The 17,970-nt window shown below is 39.6% G+C and carries 17 protein-coding genes and 1 tRNA gene; 9 read left to right on the forward strand and 9 right to left on the reverse strand.

What is annotated here, in order from left to right; genetic code table 11:
• Positions 1-39: 39 nt before the first annotated feature.
• A complete protein-coding gene (locus NRL14_RS19230) occupies positions 40-486 on the reverse strand; it encodes a DNA polymerase III subunit chi (RefSeq protein WP_007377064.1) in 447 nt (148 codons plus the stop codon).
• Positions 487-644: 158 nt separating this feature from the next.
• A complete protein-coding gene (pepA, locus tag NRL14_RS19235) occupies positions 645-2,156 on the reverse strand; it encodes a leucyl aminopeptidase (RefSeq protein WP_096793662.1) in 1,512 nt (503 codons plus the stop codon).
• A gap of 288 nt (positions 2,157-2,444) precedes the next feature.
• Between pepA and lptF the strand changes: the two genes are divergently transcribed.
• Positions 2,445-3,557 (forward strand): LPS export ABC transporter permease LptF, encoded by a 1,113-nt coding sequence (lptF, locus tag NRL14_RS19240; RefSeq protein ID WP_007377062.1) that lies wholly within the window; start codon positions 2,445-2,447, stop codon positions 3,555-3,557.
• On the forward strand, positions 3,554-4,621 hold the full coding sequence (gene lptG / locus NRL14_RS19245; RefSeq protein ID WP_033015376.1) for an LPS export ABC transporter permease LptG: 1,068 nt from the start codon (positions 3,554-3,556) through the stop codon (positions 4,619-4,621). The genes lptF and lptG overlap by 4 nt, the downstream gene beginning before the upstream one ends.
• A 91-nt stretch (positions 4,622-4,712) precedes the next feature.
• Here the strand turns inward: lptG and NRL14_RS19250 are convergent, their stop codons facing one another.
• Positions 4,713-5,207, reverse strand: a complete 495-nt coding sequence (locus tag NRL14_RS19250; protein WP_306725389.1) for an RDD family protein — start codon at positions 5,205-5,207, stop codon at positions 4,713-4,715.
• Positions 5,208-5,489: 282 nt separating this feature from the next.
• Between NRL14_RS19250 and NRL14_RS19255 the strand changes: the two genes are divergently transcribed.
• Positions 5,490-5,574 (forward strand) — tRNA-Leu (locus NRL14_RS19255).
• Between the two features lie 363 nt (positions 5,575-5,937).
• Here the strand turns inward: NRL14_RS19255 and NRL14_RS19260 are convergent.
• Positions 5,938-6,321 (reverse strand): DUF1842 domain-containing protein, encoded by a 384-nt coding sequence (locus NRL14_RS19260; RefSeq protein WP_008134994.1) that lies wholly within the window; start codon positions 6,319-6,321, stop codon positions 5,938-5,940.
• A gap of 533 nt (positions 6,322-6,854) precedes the next feature.
• Between NRL14_RS19260 and NRL14_RS19265 the strand changes: the two genes are divergently transcribed.
• From NRL14_RS19265 to NRL14_RS19275, 3 genes are all read left to right on the forward strand, one after another.
• Entirely contained in the window at positions 6,855-7,844 is a 990-nt protein-coding gene (locus NRL14_RS19265; RefSeq protein WP_306725390.1) for a fatty acid desaturase, read from the forward strand.
• A gap of 305 nt (positions 7,845-8,149) precedes the next feature.
• On the forward strand, positions 8,150-8,563 hold the full coding sequence (locus NRL14_RS19270; RefSeq protein WP_007377055.1) for a GFA family protein: 414 nt from the start codon (positions 8,150-8,152) through the stop codon (positions 8,561-8,563).
• A gap of 97 nt (positions 8,564-8,660) precedes the next feature.
• Entirely contained in the window at positions 8,661-8,882 is a 222-nt protein-coding gene (locus NRL14_RS19275) for a hypothetical protein (RefSeq protein ID WP_306725391.1), read from the forward strand.
• Here NRL14_RS19275 and NRL14_RS19280 read toward each other — a convergent pair.
• Positions 8,871-10,067 (reverse strand): MFS transporter, encoded by a 1,197-nt coding sequence (locus tag NRL14_RS19280; RefSeq protein ID WP_306725392.1) that lies wholly within the window; start codon positions 10,065-10,067, stop codon positions 8,871-8,873. The two genes, NRL14_RS19275 and NRL14_RS19280, sit on opposite strands and share 12 nt — an antisense overlap.
• A gap of 107 nt (positions 10,068-10,174) precedes the next feature.
• Between NRL14_RS19280 and NRL14_RS19285 the strand changes: the two genes are divergently transcribed.
• Positions 10,175-10,969 carry a helix-turn-helix domain-containing protein gene (locus NRL14_RS19285; RefSeq protein WP_306725393.1) on the forward strand — a complete coding sequence of 265 codons (795 nt, stop codon included), beginning with the start codon at positions 10,175-10,177 and terminating at the stop codon, positions 10,967-10,969.
• Between the two features lie 7 nt (positions 10,970-10,976).
• On the opposite strand, the gene NRL14_RS19290 is transcribed toward NRL14_RS19285, so the two are convergent.
• The 3 genes from NRL14_RS19290 to NRL14_RS19300 form a co-directional block, all read right to left on the reverse strand.
• Positions 10,977-13,037, reverse strand: a complete 2,061-nt coding sequence (locus NRL14_RS19290) for a TonB-dependent receptor (protein WP_306725394.1) — start codon at positions 13,035-13,037, stop codon at positions 10,977-10,979.
• 74 nt (positions 13,038-13,111) lie between these two features.
• Entirely contained in the window at positions 13,112-13,768 is a 657-nt protein-coding gene (locus NRL14_RS19295) for a YoaK family protein (RefSeq protein WP_007377050.1), read from the reverse strand.
• A gap of 90 nt (positions 13,769-13,858) precedes the next feature.
• Entirely contained in the window at positions 13,859-14,560 is a 702-nt protein-coding gene (locus NRL14_RS19300; RefSeq protein ID WP_007377049.1) for an ABC transporter substrate-binding protein, read from the reverse strand.
• 125 nt (positions 14,561-14,685) lie between these two features.
• On the opposite strand from NRL14_RS19300, the gene NRL14_RS19305 reads away from it, so the two are divergent.
• Together NRL14_RS19305 and NRL14_RS19310 are read left to right on the forward strand one after the other, a co-directional pair.
• A complete protein-coding gene (locus NRL14_RS19305) occupies positions 14,686-14,934 on the forward strand; it encodes a TIGR03643 family protein (RefSeq protein ID WP_033038018.1) in 249 nt (82 codons plus the stop codon).
• Positions 14,935-15,048: 114 nt separating this feature from the next.
• On the forward strand, positions 15,049-16,131 hold the full coding sequence (locus NRL14_RS19310) for an endonuclease/exonuclease/phosphatase family protein (protein WP_306725395.1): 1,083 nt from the start codon (positions 15,049-15,051) through the stop codon (positions 16,129-16,131).
• 215 nt (positions 16,132-16,346) lie between these two features.
• On the opposite strand, the gene NRL14_RS19315 is transcribed toward NRL14_RS19310, so the two are convergent.
• Positions 16,347-17,486, reverse strand: a complete 1,140-nt coding sequence (locus NRL14_RS19315) for a hypothetical protein (RefSeq protein WP_306725396.1) — start codon at positions 17,484-17,486, stop codon at positions 16,347-16,349.
• Positions 17,487-17,970 lie beyond the last annotated feature (484 nt).

Consider the following 17,970-nt stretch of genomic DNA (forward strand, 5'->3'; position numbering starts at 1 on the left):
ACTTAAATTAGTTGGTTAGCTATTTAACTAAACGTGTTTTTAGTTATTAATATCTTGCGTGGTGAGATTGGCACCGAGTTGGCGCAGCTTTTTAAAGCGCTCGCGAGCAGCTTGCTTAGCAACGGGTTCTACGGGTACAAAATCAAAAACTTGGTTAAATCGACGAATAAAATCCGGTAAGTTATTAGCCAAATTAATTAAAACTTTACGATTACCAACAGGAGGCGTTATACCAATTTCTACAGGTGCGCCGCCTTTAGGGCCTTCACCTTGTAGGTTATGAGGTACAAAACTGTCGGGATCGAATGCCCAAATTATTTCATCAATGGCACAGGCGGTCTCGTTGTTATCGACACATATAAATACGCGTTGACCGTTTCGATACTGATCGGCTGCAATTTGAGCTGCCAAAGCAAAATGATCGTCTGGCTTTGCCAACGATTCATCTTGTTGCTTTAGAACGAAAAATTGGGCGTTCATGTTCATTGTATCGGGGTTTCCCATAACATTAAATGTGCACTAAGTTGATACACATAAATTAAGAGGCAGATTTTGCCATATAACGCGTTTTGCTTCAATTAATACACAAATAAATAAGGCGCCAAACGGCGCCTTATAAACAGGTTTAAAGTTAAGTGTTCACTTTAATCTTGAGCGGCTTCACTTACGCCAGCTCTATTTAACAAGTACTGAGTAAGCATAGGAACAGGGCGACCAGTTGCGCCTTTTTTAGCTCCACTTTTCCACGCTGTACCGGCTACGTCTAAATGCGCCCAATGATACTTTTTAGTAAATTTAGACAAGAAACATGCAGCGGTAATTGTGCCAGCAGAACGTCCACCTAAGTTAGTAAAATCAGCAAAAGGGCTATCTAGCTGATCTTGATAGTCGTCCCACAGTGGCAACTGCCATGCACGGTCACCACTTTGCTCAGACGCTTTTAATAAATCGTGTGCAAGTGGGTTATGGTTTGATAGTAAACCAGTCGCATGCGCGCCAAGGGCTACAATACAAGCGCCAGTAAGTGTTGCTACGTCAATAACCGTATCTGGATTAAAGCGTTCAACGTACGTTAGCGCGTCACACAATACTAAACGGCCTTCAGCATCGGTGTTTAACACTTCAACTGTTTGCCCCGACATGGTTGTTAAAATATCACCCGGGCGATAAGCATTTGGACCAGGCATGTTTTCACAGCCCGCTAAAACACCAATAACGTTAATTGGCAATTGCATTTGTGCAAGCGCACGCATTGCGCCAATAACACCTGCAGCGCCGCCCATGTCGTATTTCATTTCGTCCATGCCTTCGCCTGGTTTTAATGAAATACCGCCTGAGTCAAACGTTAAACCTTTACCAACAAGTACAATTGGAGCTTGGTCATCGGCTGCGCCTTTATAGTTAATAATCGACATAACAGATTCATTAACGCTACCACGACCAACAGCTAGGTAAGAGTTCATGCCTAGCTCTGCCATTTGTTCTTCGCCAATAATATCAACAGTGATGTTGTCAAAATTAGTTGCCAGCTCTTGTGCTTGCTCACCTAAGTAAGCAGGGTTACAAATATTTGGTGGCATATTGGCTACGTCTTTACATAACTTGCTACCTGCAGCAATGGCTAAACCATGCTCAATGGCACTTTCGCCAATAGTTAGTTCACGGCGTGTTGGCACGTTGAATACCATTTTACGTAATGGACGACGAGGGTCTACTTTTTTGCTTTTTAATTGGTTAAACGTATATAAACAATCTTGCGTAGTTTCTACCGCTTGGCGCACTTTCCAGTAGGTGTCGCGACCTTTAACGTGTTGTTCTGTTAAAAAGCATACCGCTTCCATTGAACCAGTATCGTTTAAGGTATTTATTGTTTTAGAAATAATTTGTTTGTATTGTTTATCGTCAAGTTCGCGTTCTTTACCACAGCCTACAAGCAATATGCGCTCGCTTAATACATTAGGTACATGATGCAATAATAAAACTTGACCTGGTTTACCTTCTAAATCACCACGGCGAAGTAAGTTTGAGATATAACCGTCACTGATTTTATCGAGTTGTTCACCAATGGGGGATAACCTACGTGGCTCGTAAACGCCAACTACAATACATGCGCTACGTTGTTTTTCTGGGCTACCACTTTTTACGCTAAATTCCATTGTCACTCCTGGTTTTGAGTCGATTAGGCTATTAAATAGGGGCTAAAAAAAAGATTTCTAGTCTAATAACTCTAATATTAGCTGATTTTGCTAGACTCTTACTGTGTAATTGAACTTTATATGCTTAAGGGCTACTAATGCAACATTATATCGTGCTCTTAGGTAGGATAATTAAATTTGATGGCTTATAATAATGGCTAATTTGCCAGTACAAGCTGCGTAAAATAGCTATTTAACTATTAAATTATCACTATCTTAGTGAAATTCCATGTTTAACAGGGGCGAGCATTGCTAATTTTCCGTTATTTGACCTCAGAGGTTTTAAAATCGCAGGTCGCCGTATTTTTAACTTTAATGACCATTTTTTTGTCACAAAAGTTAGTTGTTATTTTAGGCGATGCCTCCGAGGGTAGTATCCCTGCCAAACTAGTTCTGTCGATGATTGCACTTAAATTACCGCAATTAGCCTCTTTAATACTTCCGCTGAGTATATTTTTAGGCATTATTTTAGCTTACAGCCGTATTTATGCTGATAGCGAGATGACCGTGCTTAAAGCCTGTGGCGTAAGTGAATGGTACGTTGTGCGCGTTACGCTTATATCAAGTGCAGGGTTGGCATTTTTAGCCGCAGCGCTCACCATGTACATAGCACCATGGGCAAGTGAGCAAGAATACCAATTAAAAGAACAAGCTAAAGCCGATGCCGGTTTATCCGCGCTAAGAGCGGGGCGATTTCAAGAAACCGGTAACGAAAAAGCCGTGGTATTTATTCACAATATTGAAAAAGGCGGCAAAGAGCTTAATAAGGTATTTGTAGCGCAACTACCTAACAGCGAAAAAGATAACCTTGCACGCCTAGTTTACGCAGAACAAGGCGTAGTAGTAGAAGCCGTTAATGGTGAACAGCAGTTAGTGCTTACTGATGGTAAACGTTATGAAACTGACGGTTTAACACCTGCACTTAATTTAACTGAATTTGACGGCTATAGCGTACAAATCCGCGATCAAGAAATAGAGCATCAACGCCGTAAGCTAGAAGCGGTGCCAACTAATCAGTTACTGGCAATAAATACCCCTGAATCTATAGCACAATGGCAGTGGCGTCTCGCTATTCCACTTTCTATTCCACTGCTTACTTTGCTCGCTGTGCCATTAAGTGTTGTAAACCCGCGTCAAGGTAAGTTTGCTAAATTAGTGCCCGCTATTAGCTTGTATTTGGGTTACTTTATTTTACTTAATGCAGCTAAATTTGCAGTTGAGGATGGTAAAATACCACCATCAATAGGGTTGTGGTGGATCCACATAAGTGCCCTATTTATAGGTGGGCTATTAATAATTAAAGGGCGTCCATTGGGCGCTTGGCTCAAAGCTGTTGTAACTAAGCGAGAACTAGGCTCATGATGAAAACGCTTGATTGGTATTTAGGCCGCAGTATTTTACAAACAACAGGCTTTGCCTTATTGGTATTAGTGGGTATTAGTACCCTCATAAAATTTATTGAACAGTTAAAATCGGTAGGGCGTGGTAGTTACGACTTAATTACCGCAATGCTTTACACTTTATATACTATACCGGGTGACCTTGTTGTATTTTTCCCTATGGCTGCGCTAATTGGCGGATTAACGGGTTTAGGGGCACTCGCCTCAAACAGTGAGCTGGTGGTAATGCAAGCGGCTGGTATGTCGCGTTTACAAATAATCGGCTCGGTAATGAAAACGGCCGTATTTATGGCTTTTTGTATGATGGCACTTGGCGAGTGGGGTGCACCAGAGGCACAGCTGCACGCTAAAGAAATGCGTAATCAGGCAATACATGGCGGTGATGTATTTAATGCGCAAAAAGGCGTATGGGCTAAAGATGGTAATAACTTTATTAACATAGAAGATGTTGATCAAAATGGAATGCTGCATGGTGTGTATATGTATCATTTTGACAAATCATTAGATTTGACTCAAATCACTAAAGCAAAAAATGCTTTGAGTCGTAATGACGGTTGGCTACTTCGTGATATAAATAAGGTAATTATCACCGACGAAAAAATTACCACAGAACAGGTGCCTGAAGAATTTTATGCCTCACAACTCACCGCTGAAAAGCTGGGTGTTGTATCAGTCAAGCCAGAGTCGTTATCGTTTACTGGTTTATGGTCGTATTTAGGGTATTTAGAACAAAATGAGCAAGACACTAGTACCTACGAGCTTGCCCTTTGGCGTAAGTTTATGCAGCCTGTATCTGTTGCGGTAATGCTGCTGGTGGCGCTCTCGTTTATATTTGGCCCACTACGTACCGTTACTATGGGGGCGCGTATTATTATGGGTGTTGTAACCGGTATCGTGTTTCATTTAACTAACGAAATATTTGGCCCAGTGGTTATGGTTTATCAAATACCAGCTATTGTAGGTGCTGTATTACCAAGCATAATATTTATAAGTTTTGCGACATACTTGATGAATAAACGAGTTTAATGCTTTTAAAATAGTGTAGGTAATAAACTTATAAACATAAAAAAGCGTGACAGTAGCCACGCTTTTTTACTTTAAAATAAGTGATATAGGTTCAATCTAGCTCACGATAAATACGCTTGTTTTCTTCTTTTGTTAGTGCAATTACTTCGGTTTTAGAAATATAATCTTGTAATGCATTTTTGTTTTTAAAATCAACTAACACCACTAAATTGCCTAACCCAAGTAGTGAGCTTACACAGCGGATAATCGCTTGAGGCCAGCTAATAAGGTTACCGTCGAGTGTTTGTACTTTTAAACGCCATGCGCGCATACCAATGGTTTGGCCACTTTTAGTCCAAAAGTAAGCAAAAAAGAAAATGTTTATACCTACAAATAACGTACTTCTAATACTGTATAGCAGTGGGGAATCCTGTATATAAGCTGCAGGATCTTCTGCTTGAGCAATAAAACCCAAGGCACTTAGTCCTTGAATTACTGCAAAATAAAGTATGGCTGTAAGCATAGATAAAGAAATTACGACTAAGGCATCGTAAATTAAAGACGCAAAACGACGCCAAAAACTCGCCCGTGGAAACTTACCAGACATAAAGACACTCTCACTATTAATATGCTCGCTAGTTTAGCAAAAAAGCTTACAAATACTAAGTGCTATAGTTTAGCGATACTATTTAACCTAACAATCTCTTTTGTAAATGTTAATAGATGGCTAAATGTTAAGCGGTTGATCATGCTAATGTCATAAAACGCTTGCTGCTGCATGTATTGTTTGTATAATGCTTGGCATAGAGACGAAGGCATATAAACAAACCTTAGCTCTAAAGTGGTTTTTCTTTATCTTCTCGTGTTTAGAAGGTTAAAGAAAAATGACGCCAGCGTGATGAAATTGGTAGACATGGGGGATTCAAAATCCCCTTCCGAAAGGAGTGCCGGTTCGAGTCCGGCCGCTGGTACCACTTTTTATAGCCCCTGCTAGATTTAGCAGGGGTTTTTTTATGCCTGAATTTTGAGTGATTAGCTTAAAGTATTACTAATAATATAGCGCAGATATAATATCAATTCGTGATAATTCTTAATTAATTTTAGGGACTAAACCTGATATCAACTGCATTTGAAATTCCTGCCTTGTTATCGGCAAGGTTTTTTACCTAAAAATAGGCCCCATACAATAAGCAGAACGGTATAGTTTAAGTACTCTGTTTTAACTTTTGATTGCTTTACTTACGTGCTGTTTATTTTTGTTGTAATGAGGGGGTTTTGCAAGACTGTAACAGCGGCACTTAAATGTATTAAGTGCCGTTAAAAATATTTTCTTTATATTAGTCGATTAAACTTACTTGGCCTTGGTAAGTATTATCACCAACCGAAAAGCTACCTTTACCATTCCATTGATTATCTACTGCGAAGCTTGCCGTGAATGGCGACTGATAGCTACCAATTGCAGGTGGTGGGAAGGATACAATGGCTTGGCCAGTGACTGCACCAACTTTGGTTACGTCATTGTAACCTGTTGCATGCATATGCCCTGATGCGCTAGAAGTAAATTGCGGCGCATGCTGAGTTCCCTCTAAAATGGCCCCATTTGCTCTACCATTTAATGCTCCTGTTTTTGGATCTACTGATAATTGTAATTCCATAGAACCACCACCAACAACGCCAGATTTAAACTGTAGTTTAACCAGATATAAGCTTTCGTTAGACATTTTAATCTTCCTTTTTAAGTGTGTATGAACAATATTTAGTGGTTATTCACTAACTAACCTAAAACCCAGGTAAAGATTTACTAACATATTGAACTGTATTGATATTTTTTATAGCTAGGTTTTTTCAGTGAAAATAAGGTGAATTCACCGCCAATAGCGGATCTGATTCAAATGAATTCAACTCAGTTAGCGCTGAAAATAGTTGCTTGAGATTGATTTATTATCCAGAACTCAGGTTAACTAAGGAAAGTGTAGAACGATTGCAGCTAAATATGTATTACAGAACATTACAGGCAAAGGTGTCCCTAATTAGATGTTTGGATCTCGAAAATCATGTAATTAAAGCCAGAGTAGTTGAATATAAAATATAGTAGGTATGAGTTTAGTCGTGTGTGGTCTCGTTATTATTGTATTTATTGCTGTGCGAAAGCACACTTTAGCATCAAGCGTATTGTCATTTTTTATTGTCATTTTTTTAGATGTTACGCTTAATTCAGGTATTATTTGTACATCAAGTTTTTTAAGACATCATCATGACCCAATTAAGTGCCAAACAGAACATTCAAGCGATTGTTAAAGCAATCAAGGCAGAAGAAGTGTTACTTCGTCAAAAACACCCATTACTTGCACATCAAAATACCTTAGGGTTAATTATTTTATTGCTGTCGCTTAGCGCATTAACTGGTGTTGGTGTTTTATATTATTTAGCGATAATACCGGCTTGGGTATGTATAGCACTTGCGGCTATTGCTGCATCTATTTCCCATGAGTTAGAACACGACCTTATACATAAACAATACTTTAGTAATAAGCCTTTCATGCATAATTTTATGATGTTGACAGTATGGCTAATGCGCCCAAATACTATTAGCCCATGGTACCGGCGTAAAATGCATTTACACCATCATAAAACTTCCGGCACACAGCAAGACCTAGAAGAGCGCTTGGTTGGAAATGGCATCAAAAACCCATTTTTACGTGCGCTAGTTATTGTTGATGGTTTGTTAGGGCTGATTATTTCTAGTAAACGTTTTAGAAAAGAAATTAATGGCTTTAGTTTTTCGAGTATTTTTAATGCAGGATTTCCGGTAACAACTGTGTATTTTGCTATTTTATACAGCGTTATTGTGTTTCATAGCGTTGATTTTTTTATACCACTTTCGCTAAATTCACCAAGCTGGTTGTTAAGTACAATGAATGTGTTTGAATTTTTAATGGTCGTGCTCATTTTGCCTAATATTATTCGTTCAAGCTCGCTTAACTTTGTTACCTCAAGCATGCATTACTATGGCGGCGTTAATAACATGCTTGAGCAAACTCACGTGCTAACGAGTCGTTTATTTATGCCGTTTCACTTGTTTTGTTTTAACTTTGGCAAAACGCATACTATCCATCATTTTGTGCCAAATCAGCCGTTTTATTTACGCCAAATGCTAAGTAAAAAAATACTTAAAGTAATGGCGCAGCATAACGTGCGCTTTAACGATTTTGATAGCATAAAAAATGCTAACGCATTTAAATAATTACTCCCAACATAAGGGGAGGCTCTACATTGCTATTCTTATTTTATTATCTAAACGCATATAAAAAATAATTTAGATGTACCACGTTACGCTATTAGCTTAACGTGGTATTGCTGTTTTATTTAAAACATCGGATTATGTTTGTAGCACTTGCTCAACTTTTAAAAAATCACTCTCAAAAATTAAAAATCTAACCGAATATACAAATGAACCGGCGAGCAGTTTTTTATATTTTAAAAATAATGAATCGATACTGCCGGTCTTATATCTCGATTCAATCTTCATAAGCATTAAGGATTTAAATAATGGAAATTACTGGAAGCTGTTACTGTGGTGAAATTAAATACCAGGCAAAGTCTCAAAATAACAATGCACTTGTTTGCCATTGTAGCGATTGCCAACGTATGTCGAGCGGCCCATTTAGAGCCGTTATAATTGCAGAGCCAAATTCAGTGGTGTTTACCCAAGGTGAGCCAAAAGAGTTTGTTAAAACAGCGCAAAGTGGTAACAAGCGTGCGCAAGGTTTTTGTGGCACATGTGGTACAACACTTTATGCAACTAACGAAGCTAAAGCTGACCGTGTATATGGTTTGCGTATTGGTGCGGTTGATCAGCGTGATCAATTTACGCCAACAGCACAAATTTGGGCTAAATCAACATTGAGCTGGTTGAGCGGCTTACACGAAGTACCTGCATTTGATACAACACCACAAAACTAGTTAGTTGGGGTTATCAGTATTACTTTTTTAGTAAGCGGTTTGAAATTTATTTAACCAAATGACTGTCTACTTATAAGTCAGTCATTTGGAGAATAATATGTGTAGTTCACCTAAAAGCAGCCGAGCAGTAAATAAAACTGCAATAAACTTTAATGATGAGCTTACTCAAGAACAGCGTTTACGTTTTGCTGCAAAGGCTAATTTAGCGCAAGAGCGCCGTGAACAGCGTGAAGCAACTAATAAACGCTACGAGCAAAAGCACGCGAGTAATAAAACTTCGTCTGGTTTATTTTCGTGGTTACAGCAACTAGTTAGCTGATTTAGCTAAAGTAGTGTTTTTACCACTGCCTAAACCACATAATGCACACAGTACTCCGGCAATAGCGCACAGCCATAATGGCGCACTCCAACTTCCCGTAGTCGTGTGTAATGCACCAGCTAGCATAGGACCAATAGCCGCGAGTAAATAACCTACGCTTTGCGACATGCCTGAAAGCGACGCTGCTTGTTGCGAATCATCGGTTCGTAAACTAATAAACGACAGCCCAAGTATAAAACATGCTCCAGAGCAAAAACCCAGCATTAAGGTCCAAACAAAGGCAAAGTTAGGCATGTAAAGCAGCCCCAATGCACTAAGTGCACTCAACATGGCTAAAATAAAGCTAAGCGCGCTTTGATCTTTTAATTTGGCAAGTAACGGAATTAATATTAAACCCGGTAATGCAGTCGCTATTTGAAAAGCACCATGATAAGCACCTGCTTGCGTGGCACTTTGGCCTGTTTCGATTAATATGCTAGGTAACCACGTGATAATTATATAATTTAAGAATGAGTTTAAGCCCAGCAGTAGGGTAATTTGCCATGCTAGTAAATAGCGCCATACACTTTTTGACGTGTCAGCGTGTTGAGCAATACTCGCGGGTTTTGTGTGCTTACTTAATTGTGACATCCATACAATAATACTCGCCAGAGTAATAAGAGCTGATGAGCCCAGCGCAAGTTGCCATCCTAATCCGTTTAACTGACTAAGCGGAAATACCAAAGTGGAAAACCCACCCGATACCACGCCCATAGTAAGCACGTAGGCTGAGGTCATTAACGCAACCTTTGCAGGAAAGTCGCGCTTAATTAAACTTGGTAATAATACGTTTGCGATGGCAATACCTACACCAATAATAGCGGTGCCTACAAAAAGCATGGCTGAGGTATTTATTACCCGCGCTGCAACCCCTGCAAGTATAAATAACAAAGCCACAAACAAGGTGCGCTCTAGCCCTTGCTTTTTAGCAAGAGTTGCGGCCATTGGCGATACAACCGCAAAGGCAATGAGTGGCAGTGTTGTTAAAAAACCGGCTTGCGATGCGCTAAGCCCAAAGTGATTAATAATTTGTTTAAGCACAGGTGCAATACCTGTAAATGTGGCGCGTAAATTTGCGGCAATAAGTAATATGCCAAGCACAAGTAATATGCCAGCAAAGCGTGGTTTAGGTGTGTTATTTAACAAAAGGGAAGACCATTAAAGCTAATACTTAATGGGCGCTAGTATAAAGGCTTAGCAAAAACTATAATTTAGAGATAATGACATTAAATAACTAAAAAACAGACAAAACTATGTTTGATGCAATTGGCTGGGACGATATTAAAAATTTTGAAACTATGGCGCAGCCTATAATAGCCAAAATAGAGCACGCGCATGCCAGTCACGAAATACCACTGCATACCCATCCAAAAGGGCAATTAATTTTAGCGCTACATGGTTATGTAACGTGTGAAGTGTCGGCCAAAATGTGGATGGTGCCCACGCACAGTGCAATTTGGATCCCAGCACAAAAGGTGCATAGCAATAGGGCGTCTGATAACGCGCAGCTTTGTCATTTATTTATTGATAGTAGTAAAAACGGTATGCCGCCAAATACCTGTACGTTAGCTATTACGCCGCTGGTTAAAGAGCTAATGTGTGAGTTGGCTGGGCATAATCAGCACTATACTTTAAATAGTAAAACAGCGCGTTTAGCGCAGGTGTTATTTGATCAACTTATTGAAATGCCCGTACAACCACTTGATTTTGTATTATCTAAAAACGAGGTAATTCAAACCATGAGCGATCAGCTTATAAATATGCCAAATAACCGAAAAACACTACCACAATGGGCTAAGCAGTTTGCATTAACTGAGCGCACATTAGCGCGGTTAATTAAAAAAGAAACAGGTATGACATTTGGAAAGTGGCGTACGCAATTGCATATAATTACAGCCTTAAAAGCGCTTTCTGATAAGCAAAGTGTGCAGCAGGTGTCGGAATTATTAGGGTATGAGTCGGTGAGTGCATTTATTACTATGTTTAAAAAGGTAATGAAAAAGTCGCCCATGAAATACATGAGCGACTTAAATCAGCTTAGCCCTTAAGTAAGCATTACCACGTATAAGTTGCTGAAAGCATGGCGTTACGTGGTTTGCCAGGGAAGTATCTGTCGCCGGTAAAACTGGTGTAATCGGCGCGCTCCGCATAAGCCTCATCAGTTAAGTTAATAATACGAGCAAGTAGCTCAAGATTACTAGTAACTTGCCACTGTGCGCGTAGGCTTAAAACATCATGCCCTTGGTATTTATTTAAGTTTTCTGGGTCGGTGTAGTAGTTACCAACGCGGTGCCACTGCAAAGCAAATTGCGTATTACTGAGTGCCTGCCATGTTAAATCGAGATTAGCAATATTACGCGGCGCGGTATCTATATCGTTGCCGTTTATATTTAAACCGTTAAGTATTTGGTTGTTAGTGTAAGTATGCTTTGCGTGAGTGCCAGCAAAGTTAAGTGCAAGCGACTTAGTGAGCTGGTAGTCAAGCTCAAGCTCAATACCACGATGGCGAGAGCTGCCATTATTTACTGTAAAAAAATCACTATCGCGGTAAATCGTATTGTGTTTACTCATAGCGTAAAGTGACACACCATAACGTAGTTTTTCGTAAATCCCTTTAATACCCAGCTCTGCGTTATTGGCTATTTCGGCGCTTAAATTTGCAGTAGTTTGCTCGCGTTGTAATTGGTATAGCTCAGCCGCTTGTGGCGCTCTGTAACCGCGAGAAAAGTTTGCATAAAGCGTGTTATTTGTATTGTACTGATAACTTACCCCAAGCTTTGGCGATAGATTACTAAAACTATTTTTAGCACTCGCTGGGCGGCTGTATCGGCAGCCACCAAAGCCGCATTCTGTGCCATCGTCTTTTGTTCTACCTGCTAGCATATTATTGGTGTAGTCGTACTGCATATGCTCGTAGCGCACACCTGCGGTAAGTAACCATTTATTTAATTGCCAATCAACCGATGCAAAAGGGGCATAAAGCGTGGCGTTTACATCGTAATCGTAATGCTTACCTTGGGGTACTGTAGCAACTAAAAATGCAGAGCCTTGAGTGGGCTCGTTTTGGCTTTGAGTAAAGTCGGCTTGCGTGTATTCGCCATCAAGCCCTAGGTTTATTTTTATATTACTTTGTAAATTATATTGATAAAGCGATTGTACGCCAAAACCTGTTTGGCTGTTTGTTTCAAGCGGTGTGCCGGGTAAAAAGTGCTTAAAAAAGTCCATGCTTTGGTCGCGAAAATATAACGTAGTAGAGAGCACATCATCGTTATTTAATTGCCATGTTGCATTGCTCCATGCTCTAAATGCACGTGCTTTTCTAAATGCGTCTGGGTCAGCGTTTTTTTGCGCGAGATCTTCGTTTTTATAGCTTTCAAAGCCTGTAATAAATCCAGCCGTTTGCTGATCAAGATTTGTGTAAGTAAGGCCTGAGGTAAGTAATAAATTATTATTTGAATAGCGATGGCGAATATTTACTTTTTGTTGCTCTACGCTTTCGTCGTCGCGGTAACCGCTATCATCGGTAACACTTGCGTTAATGCCGATACCGCTTTTGCCGTAATCTTGTCCTGCACGTAATTTGTAGCGAGTATAGCCGTACGAGCCATAGTCTAAACCAACTAAACCACCGCCTTGAGTAGTGTCGGGCGTTATTACATTAATAACACCATGCACAGCGTTTGAACCATAAAGTGCAGAGCCAGGGCCTTTTAGCACTTCAATACGCTGCGCCATTTCGCTGTGCGCTTCAAATAACTCGTTTATGTTACAAAACCCAGCGGCTCTAAGTGGTATGCCATCTTCTAAGGTTAATATGCCACCACATGCGCCTGCGCCCGAAAGTACCGGGGAGCGAAGTGCGGGTAAATACTCTTGGCCATTTCCGCGTTGAATATTAGCACCCGCTACACGTTGCAGGGCTTCTTCAATATGCGTAGGCGCTATGCTATTTAGCTGCGCTTGAGTTAGTGTACTTATTGATAAAGGAAGCGGGGTAGATAGCGCTTCAATACGTGATGCCGTAGTTGTTATGGTTTCTATTGCATCGTTGTTTTTATTATCGGCAAACGCAGTGTGGCTAAAGGGTAATATCAGCGGCAGAAAATAAGGTTTCATACATTCCTTGAAAGTAATCTATATTGCATTGCCTCTATAATATGCGGTTTTAATATGCATTTAAACTTGTTGCGTTAAAGCGTACGTAACCTATAAACCCGATACGTAATTGATAAAACAAAACAAGCCACAGCAGGAAACACCAAAGCCAGCACTAAGTAATGCTTAAATAAAACGTAGCCGGTTATACCGCCTAGTAAAAAGCCTGCAATAATGAGTAAAAACATAACGCCTTTACGGGTATCAAATTGCTCACCTTTAAGCGCTTTACCTAGCATTAAACCAAGGTCAGTAAAAATACCGGTTAAGTGTGTGGTACGAACTACTGCGCCACTGTAATTAGTTGCTAGCGCATTTTGTAACCCACACGCAGCAGACGTTAAAACAATGCCGTAAACGAATGTGTTTTTGAGTAAATAAGCACTCGCAAGTAGTAGCAATCCTTCAATAAAAAGCAAAGTGTCGTAATGACGACCAAGTTTTAATGAGCCACCAGAGAGCAAAAAGCCCGACAGTGCCGAACCCAACATAAAGCTAACAATTATTGAAAGTAACAATAAGGCAGTACTGGGATTAGTTATTGCTTTAATACCAAGTAAAGTAACAGAGCCAGATACATGCGAAATAGCCTGGTGCTCAAATCCTAATAAGCCTACAGCGTTTACTATGCCCGCTATAAATGCGAGTGTAAACGCGCCATATTCAACCCACTTTGGTAGTTTTGTAAACATTGCTTAGATCTTATAATTTCTATGTAGATAGGTTTATATCATACACCTAAAGATATTTTTTTTAGGAACATAAAATAAAGATAAACGCATTTAGTCATCGTTTTTGTTAAGTCGCTTTGCTTGAAAAGCTTTAATTTGCTGATCGACCTTATGTGTATCAATGACTCCAAATTTAAATGCGATATACACAGGAAGTTGAAATTCATTTAATTCAATAGAGGTGATGTTTTTGAAAGGTTGTGTGTACCAAAGGCCAGCTTGGTAATTTGTAATAGCGTACTGCACTCGCCCTTTTTTAAGGAGCTTAAACGTGTCTTCGCTAGAAAGTGAACGCATTATATTATTTGAATCTATTGCGTACTTTTTGGCAATTTCTACTGGTAAATCAACGCCTCTGAGCATTGATATTGCAGCTTGAGATAAATTATTATTAATAACGTTTTGATCGTTAATCGTAAACAAGCCAAATTTAGTTATATGCAGCGGCACCGTTGTAAAGTCTAAGTATTTAGCACGCTCTGGATTATTGCCTAATGAAAAATAACAGTCAAAGTTATCTTTTTTCATTTCTTTTTGAACACGTGCCCAAGGTAAATGCACTAGTTCAATATTTAATTCTAGGTTGTGCTCAATAAACCTTAAATATTCAATATCTAAACCAGTAAATGTTTCGGTGTTAGTGTCATATATTGTAAAAGGGGGGTAGTGAGTAGTAACACAGCGTATGATTTTATTTTGCGATGCAAATAACGGTGTTGAATATAAAATTATAAAAAAGAAAATTACACGCATTAAGCCAAAACCCAGTTTTTTTTATTAGTGTAGAAGATTATGTTTGATTATCCAGTCTGGTGCGTTTAACTGTACTGATCTAAGTAAATATAAAAAGCGTATTAACACAATTTGAGCAAATCTAAATGTTTAACACAGAGCAACAATCACGAATTATAGAAATGGCATGGGAAGACAGAACCCCTTACGAGGCAATAGAGCAGTTATACGGATTAAAATACCCGCAATTGGTGGTTTTTATGCGTGAAAATATCTCAAATGGTAGTTTTAAAGTTTGGCGTAAACGCCATGCTGGTCGCAAAACAAAACACTTAAAACTACGTGACCCTGCTATTATGCGTAGTCACTGTAAAACACAATATAAACAGCGATGAGTTAGCTTAAATTTTAATGGCTGGCAATTTCATTCGTTGTTCATACCCGTTTGTTAAACTCATAAATTAATTCCAGTTATTAAATTCACTAAGTTAACTTATAAGGATATTAAAATGCTCATTGCGCTGGCTATCATCATCGGCTTTTTTTTACTGGTTACCTTGTTACCTATGTCTTACAGCCAACACTATTTGGTGCGTAGTTGCGACTTTGTGCGCTTACAAGTGTTTTATATTGCCAGTTTAGTCACTGTTACTTCGTTATTTTTATTATGGCAAAGTAGCGCAATAGGCTATGTATTTATAGCCTTAACCTCATTGCTTATAATGATTTTACAAGGTAAATGGATTTACCCGTATACGTGGCTTGCTAAAAAAGAAGTGCAAAGCGCACCTAAGCACATCGACCATAGCATACAAATTATGTCGGCAAATGTACTTATGTCGAACCATAAAAGTGAGCAGTTAATTAGCCTTGTTGATGAGCATCAACCCGACCTACTCATTACGCTTGAGAGCGATAGCTGGTGGGAAAATAAATTATCAGTCATTAAAAAAAATTACCCATATTACATAGAATGCCCTAAAGACAATCGTTACGGCATGCACTTATACAGCAAGTTTAAAATACTCGATGCACAAGTATGTGAGCTAATAGAAAAAGATATTCCCTCAATTCATATTTTGTTTGAAAACGATGAAGGCCTGCAAATGCAAGGGCACTTTATTCACCCCGCACCACCAAGCCCGACAGAGGAAGACTCATCGCGCCCGCGCGACTCGGAGCTAATAATGGTCGCTAAAGCGCTTAAAAACCCAACACGACCTACCATAGTTGCCGGTGATTTAAATGATGTAGCTTGGTCGCGCAGCACCCGTTTGTTTATGCAAATAAGTGGCTTTTTAGACCCTCGAAAAGGCCGAGGTTTTTATAATACTTTTCATGCAAGTTACTTTTTTATGCGCTGGCCACTCGATCACTTATTTCACAGCCCAGGTTTTAAAGTAAAGCGTATTAAGCGCCTAGCTAAATATGGGTCTGATCACTTTGCGCTACTCACTGAGCTTATCTACGAAAACGCTAATCAGCAATCATTAGAAACTAAATCCGATGAACTTAAGCAAGAAGAAATTCAAGAGCTTGCTATGAATAAAGCAGACAAGCGAAAAGTGCCAAGATTTGAGGAAGAGTTATAGCTATTAGGCAGTGTAGGTCGGATAAGTGGCGAAGCCACGCCATCCGACAAAAATAATGAATTGGCTAGCAACAACACGACTATCACGTTTATGTTGTCGAGTGGCTAGAAAGTGCCAATTGCGGACATTGGTAACGCTCGGCTCACGCTCCGGTTTTGAGCCGCGAAGCAGCGTAAAATCGGTCGCTGTGCTGTAGATTGTTACAGTTACATGTTTTAGTTCGTGCGCTTATCCCAGCCATCAATTAAGGCCTGAACTTCAGATCTTATATAAGATTCTGAAGGTGGAGACATATCCCTAAAAGGCGTTAGGCTCAATATTGGCTCTGGTTCCAGTGCAATTGAACTCATCTCTCTCAATCTCTCTTCGCATGGTTTATTTACATGTATCCAACGTTTACGATATAGATCTCTAATTTTGTAATCAATTGCAATTGAACAGCTTCGAGAATAGATTCCTCTCTGCTCATTCCAGAATTCTGAACTTTGAAGTGACGAAATTTCACGCTGAGACCAATCCTCTTCTTCTGCTCTCACCTTGAAATGGAAATCAATACAGCTTTCAACCATTTCATTGCCTAAGGACAGCGCGCCACCAAACTCAGCTTCCCAAGATTGAAAATTTGGTTCTGGGCACTGAAGGACTGACGCGTTCCTCTGAATTCCCGCCTTAAACTCGTCTATGAGACGCAGTTGAACATTTCTATATATTTCGCTTGAGACAGAGTTTGCCTGTTCTTGGAGCTTATCAAGTTTCTTATCCACAAATTCTATGGGCTGAATAAATGCGGAAGCTAATCCATCGGCTACCGTACTAGCTGAATCACGCTCAAAGATACTAAAAGTATTGCGCGCTTTATTTAAAAGAAAAACGAACTCTATGGAAATAGGGGTTTTTCCGAGTAGTCTGAGTCGCTGCTGTTCATAAAGTTGGTTCTCTGCATCAGCTAACGCATCAGCAGTAGTCTTAAGCTTTTCCCTAGAAATTTTTTCCCGACCTGCCAATAGCTCTAATTCCCTCTCACCCTGCTCCTTCTCGGATCTAATTCGGGTTAATGAATTTTCTAATTCGTACTTATCCGACTCCAGTAATGACAGCTCTGCTTGATTCCGCTGGATATTTTTAGCATAGTTTTCGATCTCCTGCTCCCAGCGCGACTTCTCGATCTCTAGGCGCGCCAAGTCTTCTGTTAATTTTTCCTTTTGGAACACCGGTAACACTGTGTAGAGATAGCCCCATACAACAACAACGAGCATCAAGACTTGGGAGAAATTGGCTATAATAGCGCTATATTTTTCAAAGCCCGATGAAGAGCTATTTTTTCTTTCATCCAATATTTTGGCGAGGCGGCTCAAAGCCTTCTCTAAATCCTCACTCGAGGAATTTTGCTGATTTCTTCGGAAACTCCTCTTAGGCCCCATTTTTCTCTCTTAGCTAACTCAGATTTAGTTATGTATTTGGATGTACATGTAACGAGCCTGTAGAATAACTCGCTTGTAATTTATTTTTATTGTTGGTTCAACCATAGCTGAGTTCCTATTTTGGTTCAATCGGTTACTTTGATTTATAGTAAAATATAAAAAGAGGACTTGGTTTTGTTTTAATGGGCGTTTTGGAAGTGATCCCCAGCACTGAAACTGGACACAATACTAGGAACCAATGGGGTCAGGAATCAATGCAACCAATGGGGTCAACCAATGCAACCAATAGGGTCACCCATTAGAAAGTTCCGGTCAAGCAGGCAGCTGTGTTTTCTTGATCTTTTTTATTCAAAAACCAAGTGTTCTTATTATTTAAACTCAATTTAAATATGACTACGCACCTAGTAATGACGTCGAT

Source organism: Pseudoalteromonas sp. 20-92 (genome assembly GCF_030847595.1).
Taxonomy (GTDB): Bacteria; Pseudomonadota; Gammaproteobacteria; order Enterobacterales; family Alteromonadaceae; genus Pseudoalteromonas; species Pseudoalteromonas fuliginea.

Coding starts and splice junctions, on each gene's coding strand:
- NRL14_RS19230 (WP_007377064.1), bottom strand. CDS start 486: ATGAACATGAACGCCCAATTTTTCGTTCTAAAGCAACAAGATGAATCG.
- pepA (WP_096793662.1), bottom strand. CDS start 2,156: ATGGAATTTAGCGTAAAAAGTGGTAGCCCAGAAAAACAACGTAGCGCA.
- lptG (WP_033015376.1), top strand. CDS start 3,554: ATGATGAAAACGCTTGATTGGTATTTAGGCCGCAGTATTTTACAAACA.
- NRL14_RS19250 (WP_306725389.1), bottom strand. CDS start 5,207: ATGTCTGGTAAGTTTCCACGGGCGAGTTTTTGGCGTCGTTTTGCGTCT.
- NRL14_RS19260 (WP_008134994.1), bottom strand. CDS start 6,321: ATGTCTAACGAAAGCTTATATCTGGTTAAACTACAGTTTAAATCTGGC.
- NRL14_RS19265 (WP_306725390.1), top strand. CDS start 6,855: ATGACCCAATTAAGTGCCAAACAGAACATTCAAGCGATTGTTAAAGCA.
- NRL14_RS19270 (WP_007377055.1), top strand. CDS start 8,150: ATGGAAATTACTGGAAGCTGTTACTGTGGTGAAATTAAATACCAGGCA.
- NRL14_RS19275 (WP_306725391.1), top strand. CDS start 8,661: ATGTGTAGTTCACCTAAAAGCAGCCGAGCAGTAAATAAAACTGCAATA.
- NRL14_RS19285 (WP_306725393.1), top strand. CDS start 10,175: ATGTTTGATGCAATTGGCTGGGACGATATTAAAAATTTTGAAACTATG.
- NRL14_RS19290 (WP_306725394.1), bottom strand. CDS start 13,037: ATGAAACCTTATTTTCTGCCGCTGATATTACCCTTTAGCCACACTGCG.
- NRL14_RS19295 (WP_007377050.1), bottom strand. CDS start 13,768: ATGTTTACAAAACTACCAAAGTGGGTTGAATATGGCGCGTTTACACTC.
- NRL14_RS19300 (WP_007377049.1), bottom strand. CDS start 14,560: ATGCGTGTAATTTTCTTTTTTATAATTTTATATTCAACACCGTTATTT.
- NRL14_RS19305 (WP_033038018.1), top strand. CDS start 14,686: ATGTTTAACACAGAGCAACAATCACGAATTATAGAAATGGCATGGGAA.
- NRL14_RS19310 (WP_306725395.1), top strand. CDS start 15,049: ATGCTCATTGCGCTGGCTATCATCATCGGCTTTTTTTTACTGGTTACC.